The following is a 16,585-nucleotide window of genomic DNA, read 5'->3' as shown; positions in this document are numbered from 1 at the left end:
GACGTTCCAGCGGAACGTCTCTACTATCTCCCCGTACTATTCCCACTCAATGGTTCCAGGTGGCTTAGAGGTAATATCGTACACAACACGGTTAACGCCTTTTACCTCATTAACAATGCGCGTCGAAATAACTTCGAGTAAATCATAAGGCACCCGTGCCCAGTCTGCCGTCATACCATCTTCACTGGAAACAAACCGCAACACAACTGGATAAGCATAAGTGCGCTGATCTCCCATGACTCCGACACTGCGGATAGGTAACAAAACAGCGAAAGCTTGCCACAATTGATGATAGAATCCCTGGCGGTTAATTTCTTGACGCACAATTAAATCTGCATCGCGCAAAATATTTAACCGTTCCGCCGTGACTTCGCCTAAAATACGAATTGCTAGACCAGGGCCAGGGAAAGGCTGACGTTGCACGATTTCTTCGGGTAAACCAATTGACCGGCCTACCTTTCGCACTTCATCTTTAAATAACTTCCGCAGCGGTTCGACTAACTTAAAGCGTAAATCTTTTGGTAGTCCGCCGACATTGTGATGGCTTTTAATTTTCACAGCCACCCGTTCGCCGGTTTTGGGGTCTACATTGGTATCTGCGGATTCTATCACATCAGGATAAAGCGTTCCTTGAGCTAAATAATCAAAAGGCCCAAGTCGTTTTGACTCCGATTCAAATACCTGAATAAATTCATGGCCGATGCGTTTGCGTTTTTCTTCGGGGTCTGTGACACCGGCAATTGCTGTCAAAAATCGCTCACGAGCATTCACATACTCTACATGAATATGGAACTGTTCTTGAAATAATTTAACCAAACGTTCTGGTTCATATTTCCGCATAAACCCTTGGTCAATAAACATACAAGTTAATTGATCCCCAATCGCTTTATGCAGCAAAAATGCCAAAGTTGAAGAGTCTACGCCGCCAGACAATGCCAGCAAAACTCTTTTATCCCCTACCTTAGCGCGGATTTCGCGGATTGATTCTTCGACAAAAGCTTCTGTTGTCCAAGTTGGATGACAGCCGCAAATATGGTAAACGAAATTACGAATTAAGGCTAAACCGCCGACGGAGTGAACGACTTCCGGGTGAAACTGAACGCCGTAAAGTTTTTTCTCGTGGTGTGCTACTGCGGCGCAGGAGGTGTTTTCGGTGTGCGCTAATATTTCAAAGCCTTCTGGAAGTTGAGTACAGGAGTCTCCGTGACTCATCCACATTGTAGATTCGTTTTCTACGTTTGTGAGTAAGTCGGTTGGGTCATCTATCAATATAGATGCTTTGCCATATTCGGCGCGTTTGGCACGTTCAACGCCGCCGCCAAGCTGTTGCACCATTAATTGCATTCCGTAGCAAACGCCTAAGACCGGCACACCAAGATTCCAGATTTCCGGGTCACAATGGGGCGCACCTTGATCATAAACTGAGTTGGGGCCACCGGAGAGGATGATGCCTTTGGGGTTTAGCTTTCGCAACTGTTCAGCGGTGGTGCGGTAGGAAAGCACTTCTGAATAAACTTGTGTTTCGCGGATGCGGCGAGCGATCAGTTCGGAATATTGGGAGCCAAAGTCTAATATTAAAATCATTTGCCGGTCGGGGAACGGCTCGTTAGGAGACTCGACAATGGGGAGTTCTTCGGTTTGAGTTTCTACTGTCACGGCGGGGGGTTCCTGATTCTTAGCTGTAGTGGTCGGTGTCTTGTTCTGGGGCAATTTTTGACAGAACAACGGAAAAACAACAGAGGCTACTCGTAAAAAAGGGAGATTTTTCTTTTTTGGGAGTTTAATCTATAGATATTGAAACTAGACTAACAGAAATGGGGGAGTAAAGTGGCAGCATTTTTGCTTTTGACAAAAATTTCTCGTTTGCGGTTAAAGAGTATAGTCCCGACTTGGACGTTTGCTTCTGTTAAGTCGTGGATGTATTGTTGAGAACGGGTGTCTATGGTTTCGGCTAGGGATTGATAAATTAGGTTTAGCCAATTTTGACCGGCTGGTTGTAGGTTTTGCAAATAGTTGAGGATGTCTTCGGCGCTTTGTTGTTGAAAAATAATTTGTAAGTGTTCGCTTGGCATTCCGACTTTGGCTGCGTGGGCTGTGATTATTTCTATTCTGCCGTCTGCTAGGTGATGATGGGTGTGGAAGATTCCACCGGCCAGTTTTATCAGTTTTCCGTGATAGCCAAATAATAATATAGATTTGACTTTACAAGTGCCGGCCATTGCTAACATTGGCCCTAACCAGTTGGCTGTTTTGACAAGTCTTTCTGGGGGGATGCCGGTTTTTTGGGCGAGATCAAGGCCGTTTTCGCCGATACATAGCACAATACTGTCAAATTGACAAGCTTTTTTTTGCAATTCTTCTGAAAAAATGTCTAACTGACCGGGGGCGCTGTGCGGTTGGGAGATGCCGGTGGTACCGAGTAGGGATAGCCCTTCGATGACTCCAAAGGCGCTGTTAGAGGTGCGGGTGGCGAGAAAGCGGCCTTCGGGGAGGATAATGGTGAGGGTGGTTTTTTGTTGGGGTTTGAGGTTTTCTTGGAGAAGGTTTTTTGCGTAGCTGTAGATGGCTGGTTGGTTGTTGAGGTTGAGTTGCCGGCCTATGCCTTCGCCGCCTTTGATGATAAGTTCGGGTGGGGTGTTGGGTTCTATTTCAATTTTTGCCCAAATGGGGGTGTTTCGGGTAAGGTCGAGGTTGTCTCCTGGGTCGCTGCGGGTGATGGCGAGGGCGCTGTTTTCTGATAAACTGGCGACTTGTTCGATGGGAATTTCTGCGAGTTCGTTGGGTTGAATGAGGTTTATTTTGACTGATGGGATGGGTTGATTGGGGTTTTGCAGGTGTTGGAGGGCGGCTTGGGCGGCGGCGGTGGCGAAGACGGGGAGGGTGTAGCCGGCACGAGGTTTAGTGTTATTCATAGAAATTATTGCTTTCAAATTGGCTGCGATTTTGTAGCAAAGGGGGTGGGTTTATTTAGTTTTTCTTTTGGTAGGATAATTTTACTAGAACCCGCCCCTACAAAATTGATATAAAATCGTAATTTGTTGCCGGTTAAGGAGTTGATTTTGGCTAATTTAACGCTGCTAATTTAGCCTTATTCTAACTCTCGTCGGCCTTCCAAAGCTCGCGCTAAGGTAATTTCATCTGCATATTCTAAATCGCCTCCCATTGGCAAACCAAAAGCTATGCGGGTAACTTTGGTAAAAGGTTTGACTAATTGTCCGATGTAAAGCGTTGTTGTTTCACCTTCAACACTGGGCCCAATGGCGAGGATAACTTCTTTTGTTTTTTGTTGGCTAATGCGTCTAATCAATGGTTGAATTGTTAATTGTTCGGGCCCAATTCCTTCCATCGGCGAAATAACGCCTCCTAAAACATGATATTTTCCGCGATATTCTCGCGTTTTTTCTAAGGCAATAACATCGCGGGAATCTGCAACAACGCAAACTGTACTATTATCGCGGTTAGGGTTGCTACAAATTTCGCAAACTGGTTCTGCGGACAAGTGAAAACACTGCTGACAAACTCCTACTTGTTGTTTAGCTTCAAGTAAAGCTTGTGCCAGGGCTTGTACTTCATTTTCGGGACGTTTTAAGATATATAGAGCCAACCGTTGAGCACTTTTTGGCCCTACACCGGGTAAGCGTTGTAATTGCTCGATCAAACGAGCTAAGGGACGAGTATAAACGGCTTCTCTCCTTTTTAATAACTGTTTTTATTTTATCAAAGGTTTGATGATTTAAGAGTAGAGTTTGGTGGACAAAAATCACCCTCCGGTTAAGGTTTGCATTGTTTTACCTCAAACCCTGGATTTTCTTTGACGCTAACGTGACAATTTGTTTCTATGTTGCCGGTGTTGTTGCCGGTGTTATTTTGGATGATATTGTTATTTCCGCCCAAACTACCTTGGGCTAAAATACTGCCATTGACTACATTATTTTCAATCTTCACATTGTCTATCCTGTGCGGGGTTTTATTCGTATCCGCCATGACAAATATTAATGGGGTATTGGTGATATTTGTCAAGAGTTTGTTTTGGGTAATTTCTACATTTTCAATCCCCGGAACTTTGTAAAAGCCAATATAAGAATTACCGGAATTTTTAGAAAGAATTGCGCCTTTGACTTTGGTACCGCCGCAACATTCTTGAATCAAAATTCCTTCGCCATCAACGCTGAGATATTTAGCATCGGCGATTTGGTGCCGGTAAACTTCATAATCGTTGCCTTCTATTTTAACATTCCACCCAGACCAATCAATAGCCCGATTTTCTAAAGTGACAGAATTTTGCGCTTGTTTGGTGCCGGTGGGATCTGTCCACCATTGTTTATTGGCCTGATCTTTAATAATATTGTTTTGTAAAATTAAGCCATCTCCTGATGCTTGAATGGCAACGCGCATCGTGTGATAAACCCAATTATCTCTGATAACAATGCCTTTTCTAAAAAGTCCGGGTTCGCTTTGGGGATCTGCGGCTAAACTAAATCCTTTTGGCTTGGAACGGTTGACAGAAATTCCGTAATGATTGGTATAATTAAAAGGCACATTGAGGGTGAGAATTTGGCTGCCTTTTAAGGGTTGAATTTTGTAGGCCGGTTGGTCGTAGTTGTCGGTAATTTTATCGTTAATTCTGTTATTGGCGACTAAAATATTTTCCAAAGCGTTGATTTTGAGATTGGCTGCAAAACGGTGAGAGTATCGCATCCAAGCTTCTTGAAATTCTGGGTTAGGAACGTTGGGAGAAAAATCAGCAACGTTGTTGTTACGAATCCCAAAAATTAAGATGTTTTTGTTTTTGCCGTTATCAATATCTGCTTCCCAATAAACACCGGCTCTGTTAATGTCTAAATTTACCAAGCCGATGTTACTATCAGTGTTAGGATTGGTGGTGTAGATTTTTTTAAAGGCGGTGTTATTTGGAGTACCGGCCCCTGTTAAATTAGGCTCATATTTGGGAAAAATTAATTGAGATGGGAGATTATAATTTTCTGCTTTTGCTTCTTTAACGTTTGCTGCATCTCCCCGCAAAACTACGCCGTTTTTAAGATAAATGTTGTCAGAAAAATTATAAATGCCGGGGGGAAAATAAACCACACCGCCGCCGTTTTTTTCGGCTGCATCTCTTGCGGCGTTGAAGCTTTCAATAGTTGAACCGGCAGGAAAGTCTTTGATGTTATAAACGCAATTCCATTTAATTTGATTTGTCCAAGCATAGGGGGTGTTTCCATAATAACCGGCAATGGGGTTATCAGTGGGGCCGGCACTTTTACTGCCGCAATTTTGGCTAATTTGATTGGGGTTTGCTTCTTGGGCGCTGAGATAATTGTAGCCTTGCCAGAGGCTATATATGCCAACAATTAAGGTGATAAGGATGGCCGCAATTAAGAGGCGTTTGCGGGAGTTTTTTTTCATTTTTTTTAATGCTAAAGGGGGGGCCGGCCCCCCGCCAACGCCTAGCGGTTAAAATTAATTTGGCTTAAAAGTTGCCGGTGGATATTCTCAAAAAATGAGGGGGAAACATCGATTTTTTTCAAGGCATCTAACGCCGTCGCTGCATCAAAATAACGGTCTTTTGGGTTTGGTTGAATCATCTTTTCTAACCAATTGCGAAACCGTTCACTCAACGAAGGCAACAACGTTTTCAAATCTAACCGGCCATCCGCACGAGTACATTTTTCCACATCCAGAAACTTAACACCGGCCACCAAACAAATCAACGTCATTCCTAAGCTATAAAGATCCGATGATTTTGTTAAATTTCCGCTTAACTTTTCTGGCGGTTGAAATACATCACTTTCCGGACTTGCCGCCTCTTCATTCAACCCTAAATCTATCAAATAAGCATCGTTATTTTCCCCAACTAAAATATTTTGGGGCTTAATATTACCGTGTGTGAGGGTGGGGGTTTGGGTTTGCAAGTAAACAAGAGTTTCCAGCAGAGAAATTGCTATTTTTTTAATTTGTTCTGCGGAATATTGCTGTGGTGAGGCTGCCGGTGAAGCCTTTTTATATTCGCGTACCAAATACAAACCGGCGGGGTTTTTAAAAGCTTCTTGATACCCTGCTATTCCCGGATGATTTAAGCGCCGGTGTAGTTGAATTTCTGTTTTAATCGCATCCCAGGTTTCGCGGTTGCTTTGGAAACCTTTAAACTGTTTAATAACTATTTGCCGCTTTTGTTTAAGATCCGTAGCTAGGTAGGTGATGCGGCGTTGTTTCTGATGAGTTTCAAGGACTCGGTTTACATGATAACCGTACCGGGAAAAATCTGGAAAATTTTTCATGGTCTCACCCCCCCTAGATGAATCTGTAGGTTTTTTGGCGCAAAAGCACTTTCTGCTGCGAACACGGAGTAATTCTATAACCGTGTCTGTTTTTGCCTTCCGTAGCTATTAAAGCACCAAATCGCTTTTGTGTGAATATCTGTAAATTTCTTTATGCCGGTATCCGCATCGGGATCATGCGTTATTGGACAACGGCGAGAACAAAGGGGCCACAGCCAACCGCCGGCCCCTAGAATGAAATAAACCTGAAAAGCGGAAAAACTAAAAATGGCAAAGTTCCCAACCAGCACCGATATTGTGGAGAAGCGGCGAGTTGGGCTCTTGAAATTTAAGAACCTAAAAAACCTATCATGGCTTGAAAACAAACAACTGAAGCGTACTGTCTGGCAAGGCAAGCCTCAAAAGCCTCTTTTTTGCTTGGGGGGAATTTTCGAGCCTCCCAACACAGCAATTTTTTAACAATAGCAGGAGATATCTTCTTTACATTCGTCAGCTAGATAGCAAAGGGCGCGAAAACGAAGTCCCACCACTTCATCATAAAGAGGATTGAGCTTGCACATAGGCGGAATGTGAAACAGGGTATGACCAAACAATTTAACATCACGCTCAAACGGACATTGAGCGGGAATCATTGTACAGAGCCAGTGAGCAAATTTTGCGTCCTTGACTTCGAGATTGTCAAGCAAGCGGCGCAGAGGTTTGAAGATATCAAAAGGTTTTTTCTGGGGATGATTGGCTTTTGGAGCAGCACTAGAGGTGGTGTCTGCTGGGTTCAGCATTACCCAACTTGCAACTACGACTCTCGGTATGGTATAATTAGATACTTTCATTGTTTCGTTTCCTCTGTGAGCGGGGCGTGAGTTACCTAGATGACAGTAATCTACAAAGTTTGAGCGCCGCATACCGGATTTAGCGTCTTTGATTTTTTATCTTGGATAAGGTAGGAATTGAAACGCTGAGTGCGGTAAACTGCTACTTTGGGGTCAATTTCTTTCCCCGAATCTATATTGCCCTTTAATGTGATGAAATTGAAACGATTACCATCACAGTTGTAAATTTTTTTTATCACATCCTGAGAGTGATTTCTATCACAAAGGGATTGACAAAAATTTGCTTGTGTGAAGGGCACTGAAAAATAGAGTGGTTGTCATCCTTAAGGAAAGCTTCCTAAAAAAAATTTATTTTTTGCACCGTTTTCCCCTACCAGCTTTGCTTGGGCCGTAGGGCAAGTGTTGAGCCATGCACAATCAACCATGACTGAAATTCAATTACTTTTTGACCGCATTGCACCAGTTTATGACCGGCTCAACGATTGGCTGAGTCTTGGCCAACATCGGATCTGGAAACAAATGGCCGTTAGCTGGAGTGGGGCCGGTGCAGGAGATACTTGTTTGGATCTGTGTTGTGGGAGTGGTGATTTAGCCGTTTTGCTGTCTCAAAAAAGCGGGCCGCAGGGTCGCGTTTGCGGGGTGGATTTTTCGGCTGAAATGCTCCAAGTTGCCGATAAAAGAGAAAAACCCTGGTTATATCCCGCCTCCCCTATTGAATGGATAAAGGCCGATGCTTTAAATTTACCTTTTCCAGATAATTTTTTTGATGCAGCAACCGCCGGCTATGGGTTGCGAAACGTGACGGATATCCCCCAGTGCTTGAGCGAGTTGCGGCGTGTTCTTAAACCAGGTGCAAAAGCAGCTTTGCTAGACTTTCACCGGCCCGCCAACCCCATGATGCAAAGTTTCCAACAGTGGTATTTGAATGGTTTAGTAGTGCCGGCGGCCAAAAACTTTGGGCTAACAGAAGAGTATGCCTATATTACTCCTAGTTTAGAAAAATTTCCCACCGGCCCCGAACAAGTACGGTTAGCCGAAAAAGCCGGTTACAGCCATGCCACCCATTACCCCCTTGCCGGTGGCATGATGGGAGTATTGGTAGTTACAAAATAATTGTCAATGACAAATGAAGTTTGACAAATGACAAATCTTTGGCTTTATATTACGCCGCCGGTGGCCGGTGCAATTATTGGCTATTTCACGAATGATATAGCCATTAAAATGTTATTTCGTCCTTATCGTGCTTATTATGCTTTTGGCCGGAAATTACCTTTTACGCCTGGGTTAATTCCTGCCAATCAAGAACGTTTGGCTAAAAAAATATCAGATACGATTATGGGGTCACTTTTGACTCCCGATGCCTTACAACAATTGGCGCGTAGGTTGTTGCAAACCGAACGCATTGAATCGGCAATTTTATGGTTATTGCAATTAGCCCTAGAGCAAGTTAGATCGGATACTGAGCAAAAAACAGCAAAAATTATAGCCGGGATTCTTAGAGATTTGCTGGGTCAATCTTTCCCGCGTATCCTGAAAGTTTTGGCGCGCAGGGAAGATTTTTTAGAAAATCAACTTAATCAAGTTTTTGATCAAGTTTTGCTGGAGTTACAATTAACAGAATCTCAGGCCGGTCAGTTATCAGATTGGTTATTGCAAGTTGTGATTCCGCCGGATGTGTTGCGTCAAGCATTGGTGGATTTTTTGACAGATCGCAATATTCAAGTTATTGATGAAGGGTTTAGGGAAAAAGCCAGCGGAACCTATTGGGTAGTGGCAAATTTGTTTGGGCTGCGGAATAGTTTAACGCGGTTGCGGACATTTTGTTTGGATGAAAAAGAAGATGCAAATGCGCGTTTAGCAGAGTTAATGAAATCTTTGAGTTTGCGTTCGCGGCTGAAAGAATGGCTGCAAAATGTGTCTTTGCAAAACTTGCCGGTTTCGACTGTCCGGCAGTTACGGAAGACTTTTAGAGATAGTATCCGCAGTTATATTCAAACTCGTGGCACAGATTTGTTGCAGGGTTTGAGTGAGTCTTTGGATTGGGAAAATATTGCGAAGCTGATTTTAAGCCGCTTGCGTTCTTCGGCGGTGGTAAGTACGTCTTTGCAGTTGGTGAGTGTGGAGTTGGCGTTAATTTTAGAGCGGTATTTAGAGCGAGATTTGGAGAAAATTGTCGCCCAAGCGATCCCGATTTTAAATATTGATGAGGTGATTATTGAACGGGTAAAAGCGACTTCAGCGGCGGATTTAGAGTTAGCTATTCAAGGAATTGTCCAAAGTGAGTTACAAGCTATTGTGAATTTGGGAGGAATTTTAGGAGTAATTGTGGGTTTATTTCAATCTTTATTGCTATTTATCCAACAGTAAAGCCTGGGAAAATACGAAGATTTGACTGTTTAAAAACAGTCAGCTTCAAGTAAGATAAAATAGACCTTTATAAAAATCTCCTTTCCCTTGGCTTACGATAATACCTGTAAATATATCGCAGAAAGATACCCTCAAGATATTGCGCGCTGGTTGCTCTCGGTGGAAACCAGCGAAATTCAGGTTCTTAAGACCGAGTTAATTCAAGAACCGATTCGTGCGGACTCGGTGACTTTTCTGCGAGTTCTTTCTTCAATTCTACACCTAGAATTTCAAACGGTGGCGAGTTCTACCCCTCCGCTTCCATTCCGAATGCTCGATTATTGGGTAAGGCTAAAACGTCAATATAATTGTGATGTTCAACAGGTGGTTATTTTTTTAAAAGAAACAACCTCTGAGGTGGCTTTTACGGAAATTTATCGGGAGGGTAGCACAACTCATCAATATAGAGTTATTCGCCTTTGGGAACAAGATCCTGCACCGTTTTTAGCAAATCCTGCACTGCTGCCCTTTGCCACTTTAGCACGAAGTAATGATCCCGAAACATTGCTTTCTCAAGTGGCCCAACAAGTCGCTAGAATTGAGTCAGTGTCGGAACGCCAGAATATTGCAACTTGTGCCGGAGTTTTGGCCGGTTTGCGGTTTGAAAAAAGATTGCTTCAACAACTATTCAGGAGTGAACTTATGCGCGAATCTGTTTTCTATCAAAGCATTCTCGAAGAAGGACTCCAAGAAGGGCTCCAACAAGGACTCGAACGAGGGCTCCAACGAGGGCTTGAACGAGGACTTGAACAAGGACTTGAACAAGGACTGCAACGAGGACAACAACAGGAAGCAGCATCACTTATTATCCGGCAGCTTGGACGCCGGTTCGGTGCTGTGGATGAGCAATTGCAAAAGCAAATTCAGGGGTTATCTTTAACGAAATTAGAAGACTTAGCAGAAGCTCTTTTAGATTTTTCGCAAGGATCAGATTTAATTACTTGGTTTGAGCAAAACTCCTAAATATCTCCTAGAAAGGATAGCATCCATTGAACAGAAACCCGGTTTCTTTATTGAAATCGGGTTTCTAATTTTTTAGTAATCATTTAAAATAACCCTATAACTTTTTGGGCAAAAAAACTAAACAACAATGGAAAAACACGAAGAAATGACCATCGCCGAATACCAGTTAACCGCTGAACAATATCGCACCGGCACTCTCGATCACGATGTATCTCAAAACCGCAACGCCTTAATCAACGCCATGCCCAAAAATCCTGGGAAAATTCTTGATGTTGGCTGTGGGCCAGGCAGAGATTTATTAGCCTTTAAAAAAGCCGGTCATACTGTTATCGGATTAGACGCTACCCCCGCCTTTGTAGCGATGGCAAAAGAATATTCGGGCTGCGAAGTTTGGCACCAATCTTTTTTTAATTTAAACTTACCTCCAGCCACCTTTGACGGCATTTTTGCCAATGCTTCCTTAATTCACGTTCCCCGTTTTTCTATGATAAAAGTCTTGCAAGATTTACGCGCCTCATTAGTAGATAAAGGCATCATTGTAATGTCAATGTGTCGGGGAAATGGAGAAGGTTACAGCGTCCGCCCCACCGGCTACCGTTACGTCGCCGGTTGGGAATACGAAACCCTCGCCTCTTGTGTCGAACAAGCAGGGCTTAAAATATTAGAACATTATTACCGGCCTTCCGGCCTGCCCCGTGAATCACAAAATTGGCTAGTCATGGTGGCTTGTAAAGTTTCATAAATAAAATTGCCCTAAAAAATACCTAATCCGTCTTAAATTTTGGCTGGAGAAAAAAAAGCCGAAAAAACCGGGCTTTTCGCTTAGGTCGTTTCTAAGTCTTAAGTTATAACTTTCGGCCAAAACACTTTTCAAATCAGTTAAGGTTGTGTTAATAAAAAAGAGATTATCTTCTAAAAACCACAAATGACCACCACAACTCATATTTTTTTAGCCGGCGCCAGTCGCGGTGTTGGGGCGCAACTCGCCTACACCCTCAGCCAACACAACCAAAAAATCACCGCCCTCCTCCGAAGCGAAACCACCAAAGCCCAATTAGAATCAATGGGGCTAAATACTGTTTTGGGGGATGCTTTAGATGCTAAAGCGATGGAAAACATTATGCAAGAATGCCAGCCTATTGATGTCGTTATTAGCACCATTGGCGGCTTACCCAAAGAGGGACAACGGGCAGATTATTTAGGCAATAAAAACTTGGTTGACGCGGCGGTGAAAGCTGGAGTCAAAAAATTTATTTTAGTTTCTTCAATTGGGGCTGGTAATAGCAAAATTGCCCTATCTCCGCAAGTGTTAGAAACTTTGGGCGCTGTATTAATTGAAAAAGAAAAAGCCGAACAACATCTCATTAATAGCGGGTTAACTTATACCATTATTCGACCAGGCGGCTTAAAATCTGAACCGGCCACCGGCAACGGAATTCTCACAGAAGATGAGCGAATTGCCGGCACCATTCATCGGCCTGATGTCGCTCATTTGGTGTGGAAATGTTTATGTTCCGAACAATCCCATAACAAAATTTTCTCCGCTATTGACCGCAACATGGCTTACGGACAATTAGAAATCAAAGAATTTACATTTTAAGACGAAACCCCGCCGACTTTCTCAAGCAAATTGGGGGTTTGTTCAAAAAAATAACCTAGTCAGTTGCGGTTTTTAAAATAACATTAAACCCCCAAATTACTGCAAAAACTCTAATGGCGAATAACCAGTTAAACGTCAAAAATTATAAAAGCCTATGTACGCCCTTGATCATCAAGAATTGTTCCAAAATTTTTTAGGAAATTTGCCGGCCCCTGTAGCGATGTTAGATTGTCAAATGCGCTACTTGGCAGTATCTCGCCGCTGGTTGAGTGCCCACCACCTCGAAGAACAAAACCTGCTGGGTTGTTTTCACAGCGAAATTTTCCCCCAACTTCCTCTGAATTGGAAAGAAAAATTCACAAAAGCATTAACCGGCATTCCCCAAACTTGTGAAAACTGGCAAATGCAGCCTTGGCAACAATTAGATGGTCAAATTGGCGGCATCATGCTGTTAAGCACAGACCTTAATAACAATCAGTCAAAAACAGTCTTAAATACGCCAAAATACCAGCATAAGCCTAGCCGATTTTTAAATAAAAGATATAACAACCAACCCAAAAGACGGCCAAGAATTGAAAGCATACCAAACGCATCCTCCGCGAAAAGTTTAGGCGAAACCAAAGTCTTAGAAATGATAGCCACCGGCACAGCAGTCCCTGACATTCTCCACGCTATCAGCAACATGATCGAAGCGCAATTTCAGCCAATGCGCTGTTCTATATTGCTGCTGGATGCCGGTGGAAAAAACCTACATCGGGGAGCCGCCCCAAACCTCCCAGAAGCTTATAATCAAGCCATAGAAGGAATGCCAATAGGCCCAAGCGTAGGTTCTTGCGGCACCGCAGCCTATTTTGGCAAAAGCGTCATCGTTTCCGACATCGCCACTGACCCCTTGTGGGCAAACTATCGGGATTTTGCCCTCAGTTTTGGACTGCGATCTTGTTGGTCATTTCCCATATTTTCCATCACCGGCAAAGTATTAGGAACATTTGGCATTTATGACACGAAACCCCATACTCCCACAGAGCAACAAATTCGAGTATTAGAAACTGCTGCCCACCTAGCCGGTATTGCCATAGATCGAGACCGCCGAGAAAGAGAATTACACGCAAGCGAACAACGCTATCAAAGATTAAGCGCCAACATTCCGGGGATGCTTTATCAATATCGCCTGCAAAAAAATGGCACTAATTCATTCACTTATGTAAGTGCCGGTTGCCGCGAACTATTTGAAATGGAACCCGAAGTTTTCTTAAAAATTACTCCTCAAGAACTTACCCATCCAGACGATTTAACCGGTTTAATGGAATCGATCAGCGAATCTGCACAAAACTTACAAGACTGGAAATGGGAAGGACGACTTTTTACCGCCACCGGCAAAATTAAATGGGTGCGAGCCGCTTCTCGCCCCGAACTTTATCCAAATGGTGATATCGTTTGGGATGGTTTACTCACAGAAATTAGTGACCAAAAACTTGCAGAATTTGCCCTTCGCAAAAGTGAAGCCAACCTTGCCGAAGCACAAAAACTTGCTCATGTTGGCAGTTGGGAATTTGATGCTATCACTCAACAACTTACCTGGAGTGATGAACTTTATCGCATTTATGGATTTTCACTTGGTGAAATTAACCCATCTTTTGAAGAAGTTTTGCGGCGCGTTCATCCTGATGATTTGCCAATGTGGCAAACCACCGTTACAGAGGCTATGAATGCCGGGAAATGCGCCGAATTTGAACACCGAATTATCCGCCCCGATAATTCTGTACGCCATTTATATGTCATTGGTCAAACAGCTTTTAACCAACAAAATCAAGTGATTAAAGTCTTTGCCACTTGTCTCGATATCACCGAGCGCAAAAACATCGAAGCCGCCTTACGACAATATCAAGAACACCTCGAAGAATTGGTGCAAACTCGTACAGCAGCACTCGAAGCCGCCAATCAGCAACTCTGCCAAGAAATTGTCGAGCGAGTCCAAGCAGAACAAGCTTTAAAAGACAGTGAAGAGCAGTTACGTTTAGCCATTAATGCAGCGCGAATGGGGCTTTGGAAGTGGGATAAAAAGACCAATACAACCCATTATTTTCATGGCATTGAATCGTTGTTTGGCGTTGATGCTGACCAGTTAAATAACCTAGAAAATTTTATTTCTTGTGTTCACCCCGAAGACCGGCAGCTTGTGATCGATGTCATGGAAATTGCCATTGCTCAACAAGTAGAATATAGCGTAGATTATCGAATTGTTTGGCCTGATAGCAGTATTCACTGGATTAGTTGTCAAGCGGGTATATTGCGAAATGAAAACGGCGCGTTTGTCGGGATGGCCGGCACCGTCATGGATGTGACAGAACGCAAAGGAGCCGAACTCGCATTGCAGCGTTCTGAACATCAATTTCGAGCGCTTTATGAAGCCACTAGCCTTGCAGTTTTGATTGGCAATGAAAACGGCTTTTTTGATGGAAATAGTGCGGCTGTTGAATTATATGGTTGTCAGAACAGGCAACAATTCTCAGGGCTTCATCCCGCCCATCTTTCCCCGCCTTATCAACCCAATGGTCAAGATTCTTTCAGTACAGTTAATCAATTTATTGCCCAAGCTTTTGAAAAAGGAAACCACCGTTTTGAGTGGATTCATCGCCGTTTTGATGGCAGCGAATTTCCTGCCGAAGTTTGGTTAACGGCTCTGGAATTACAAGAAGGGGAATTGTTTTTTCAAGCCGTTGTTCAAGATTTAACAGAACGCAAACAAGCGGAAATTGCTATTCGTGAAAGTGAGGCAAAAGAACGCGAAAAAGCCCAACAGCTTCAACTAACTGTGCAAGAGTTAAAACGCACCCAAGCCCAATTAATTCAAAGCGAAAAAATGTCATCTCTGGGTCAACTTGTGGCTGGAGTTGCCCATGAAATTAATAATCCTGTCAATTTTATTTATGGCAATTTGGTTTATGCCAGCCAGTATGTCGAACAATTGCTTTATTTGCTACACTTATATAAGCGCCATTATCCAGAACCACCAGTGCCAATTCTTGCCGCTCTCGAACTGGCAGAAATTGACTTTTTAGTTGAAGATTTACCGAAGATTATGGAATCAATGAAAATCGGCGCGGAACGAATTCGAGAAATTGTTTTATCTTTGCGAAATTTTTCACGCCTTGACCAATCAGACAGAAAGTTAGCTGATATTCACTCTGGCATTGATAGCGCTTTAATGATTTTGCAACATCGTTTGGTCGCCCAACGTTCTGCCGACAGCCTTACACAAAAACGCCCCCGAATTAAAGTGATTAAAGACTATGCCGATTTACCCTTGGTGGATTGTTTTCCAGGGGCAATGAATCAGGTTTTTATGAATATTTTATCCAATGCAATTGATGCTTTTGAAGATTATTACAGGGAAGTCAAGGAAGAGGAAAATACCTCTCCCTGGGTTCCGACTATTTCAATTAAAACCGAACAAATTTCACCCCAACGGCTGGCTATCAAAATTATTGATAACGGCATCGGCATGAATGAAGCTGTTAAAAATAAGCTTTTTGATCCCTTTTTTACTACAAAGCCGGTGGGGAAAGGCACCGGCTTAGGCTTATCTATTAGTTATCAAATTGTCGTCGAAAAACATGGCGGTAGTTTATCCTGTTCTTCTCAGCGGGGTGTCGGTACTGAATTTATCATTGAAATACCTTTCAAGCGTTAGTTAATCGTGATTTGTCTACAGCTATTTAACTCAGTTCCGATTATTTATCTCTGCTTTTTTAGCCGCGATAAAATTTAACCCACCCCCAATGCAAAGCAATATCAAGAACCAACCGGCCCACCGCAAACAACAGCAAACTTTCTCCCCCCAACACCACCAAAGGCCAAAAATCGGTTTTAAATAGCAGGCCGGTGTCGAGTTGGGCCAAACCTCGCACCAAACCAAAAGCTAATACCGCACCTTCTTGGAGATGAGAATTTTTATCATCACGAATAACATAGCGGTAGGTAATCCCAAACACAAACCCGCTCACGATAACAACAGCAACGCTGATTACTAAACTAAAATTGATATCAATTATCAATAAGCTTGCCAGAGGTTGAAATTGCCTTGCTAAAAAAAACTGGTTGAGGCCGGTGGTGGCGACAAACGCAGCAAATAACGCCAAAGCAGCAATCATACCGGCTTTGAGAGATTCAATTCTTTCGGCGTTGAGATCCAGTTCGGGAGAATTTTGTACAGTCATTTCGATCTTCAAGTATCAAGTTTCAAGAATAACGCCCCATTTAATATGAGGATGCCCTAAAAGGCTCCCATTGGCTTAAAATAAGCATTGGAGTTATTTTGTTTGGTTTTTCTTAAGGCAAAGCTATGGATATTCTCACATTGGGTTGGACTGGATTATTAGCCGTGTTCACTTTTTCAATTGCGATGGTAGTTTGGGGCCGTAACGGGCTGTAGACAAAATATCGCCTTTTGTCTGGGTGGGGTTGGCGAATTGCGCCGGCCCCCTTTTTATTTTCCCTGTACCCGC

At 43.2% G+C, this 16,585-nt stretch carries 13 protein-coding genes and 1 pseudogene; 7 read left to right on the top strand and 7 right to left on the bottom strand.

What is annotated here, in order from left to right:
* Window positions 1-36 precede the first annotated feature (36 nt).
* The 6 genes and pseudogenes from guaA to NG798_RS04480 all read right to left on the bottom strand — a co-directional run bounded on the left by guaA (window position 37) and on the right by NG798_RS04480 (window position 7,108).
* Window positions 37-1,656, bottom strand: coding sequence for a glutamine-hydrolyzing GMP synthase (guaA, locus tag NG798_RS04505; RefSeq protein WP_375338945.1), 1,620 nt, complete (start codon window positions 1,654-1,656; stop codon window positions 37-39).
* A gap of 149 nt (window positions 1,657-1,805) precedes the next feature.
* The gene (gene cbiD / locus NG798_RS04500; protein WP_261220619.1) at window positions 1,806-2,912 is read right to left on the bottom strand and encodes a cobalt-precorrin-5B (C(1))-methyltransferase CbiD; all 1,107 of its coding nucleotides are present in this window, start codon (window positions 2,910-2,912) and stop codon (window positions 1,806-1,808) included.
* A gap of 176 nt (window positions 2,913-3,088) precedes the next feature.
* Window positions 3,089-3,670 (bottom strand): annotated as a pseudogene (recR, locus tag NG798_RS04495) (recombination mediator RecR); the annotation flags it as partial.
* Between the two features lie 101 nt (window positions 3,671-3,771).
* Window positions 3,772-5,406, bottom strand: coding sequence for a glycoside hydrolase family 55 protein (locus NG798_RS04490; protein ID WP_261220618.1), 1,635 nt, complete (start codon window positions 5,404-5,406; stop codon window positions 3,772-3,774).
* Window positions 5,407-5,447: 41 nt separating this feature from the next.
* A complete protein-coding gene (locus NG798_RS04485) occupies window positions 5,448-6,278 on the bottom strand; it encodes a protein kinase (protein ID WP_261220617.1) in 831 nt (276 codons plus the stop codon).
* A 455-nt stretch (window positions 6,279-6,733) separates the two neighbouring features.
* Window positions 6,734-7,108: a Mo-dependent nitrogenase C-terminal domain-containing protein gene (locus NG798_RS04480; RefSeq protein WP_261220616.1), complete on the bottom strand. Its 375-nt coding sequence runs from the start codon at window positions 7,106-7,108 to the stop codon at window positions 6,734-6,736.
* A gap of 423 nt (window positions 7,109-7,531) precedes the next feature.
* On the opposite strand from NG798_RS04480, the gene ubiE reads away from it, so the two are divergent.
* The 6 genes from ubiE to NG798_RS04450 all read left to right on the top strand — a co-directional run bounded on the left by ubiE (window position 7,532) and on the right by NG798_RS04450 (window position 15,771).
* Window positions 7,532-8,221 carry a bifunctional demethylmenaquinone methyltransferase/2-methoxy-6-polyprenyl-1,4-benzoquinol methylase UbiE gene (gene ubiE / locus NG798_RS04475; RefSeq protein WP_261220615.1) on the top strand — a complete coding sequence of 230 codons (690 nt, stop codon included), beginning with the start codon at window positions 7,532-7,534 and terminating at the stop codon, window positions 8,219-8,221.
* A 27-nt stretch (window positions 8,222-8,248) separates the two neighbouring features.
* Complete coding sequence (locus NG798_RS04470; RefSeq protein ID WP_261220614.1) at window positions 8,249-9,475, top strand: DUF445 domain-containing protein; 1,227 nt, start codon at window positions 8,249-8,251, stop codon at window positions 9,473-9,475.
* Window positions 9,476-9,562: 87 nt separating this feature from the next.
* On the top strand, window positions 9,563-10,477 hold the full coding sequence (locus NG798_RS04465; RefSeq protein ID WP_261220613.1) for an Rpn family recombination-promoting nuclease/putative transposase: 915 nt from the start codon (window positions 9,563-9,565) through the stop codon (window positions 10,475-10,477).
* A gap of 127 nt (window positions 10,478-10,604) precedes the next feature.
* Window positions 10,605-11,219, top strand: coding sequence for a bifunctional 2-polyprenyl-6-hydroxyphenol methylase/3-demethylubiquinol 3-O-methyltransferase UbiG (locus NG798_RS04460; protein WP_261220612.1), 615 nt, complete (start codon window positions 10,605-10,607; stop codon window positions 11,217-11,219).
* A gap of 183 nt (window positions 11,220-11,402) precedes the next feature.
* Entirely contained in the window at window positions 11,403-12,077 is a 675-nt protein-coding gene (locus NG798_RS04455; RefSeq protein WP_261220611.1) for an SDR family oxidoreductase, read from the top strand.
* A 154-nt stretch (window positions 12,078-12,231) separates the two neighbouring features.
* Window positions 12,232-15,771: a PAS domain-containing protein gene (locus tag NG798_RS04450; protein WP_261220610.1), complete on the top strand. Its 3,540-nt coding sequence runs from the start codon at window positions 12,232-12,234 to the stop codon at window positions 15,769-15,771.
* A gap of 58 nt (window positions 15,772-15,829) precedes the next feature.
* On the opposite strand, the gene NG798_RS04445 is transcribed toward NG798_RS04450, so the two are convergent.
* Entirely contained in the window at window positions 15,830-16,297 is a 468-nt protein-coding gene (locus NG798_RS04445) for a hypothetical protein (RefSeq protein ID WP_261220609.1), read from the bottom strand.
* 125 nt (window positions 16,298-16,422) lie between these two features.
* Here NG798_RS04445 and petN point away from each other — a divergent pair, with 125 nt between their 5' ends.
* The gene (gene petN, locus NG798_RS04440; RefSeq protein WP_261220608.1) at window positions 16,423-16,512 is read left to right on the top strand and encodes a cytochrome b6-f complex subunit PetN; all 90 of its coding nucleotides are present in this window, start codon (window positions 16,423-16,425) and stop codon (window positions 16,510-16,512) included.
* Window positions 16,513-16,585 lie beyond the last annotated feature (73 nt).

This window comes from Ancylothrix sp. D3o, assembly GCF_025370775.1.
In the GTDB taxonomy this organism is placed as follows: Bacteria; Cyanobacteriota; Cyanobacteriia; order Cyanobacteriales; family Oscillatoriaceae; genus Ancylothrix.
The sequence above is the reverse complement of the archived record's forward strand: the minus strand, read 5'-3'. Positions and strand labels throughout refer to the sequence as shown.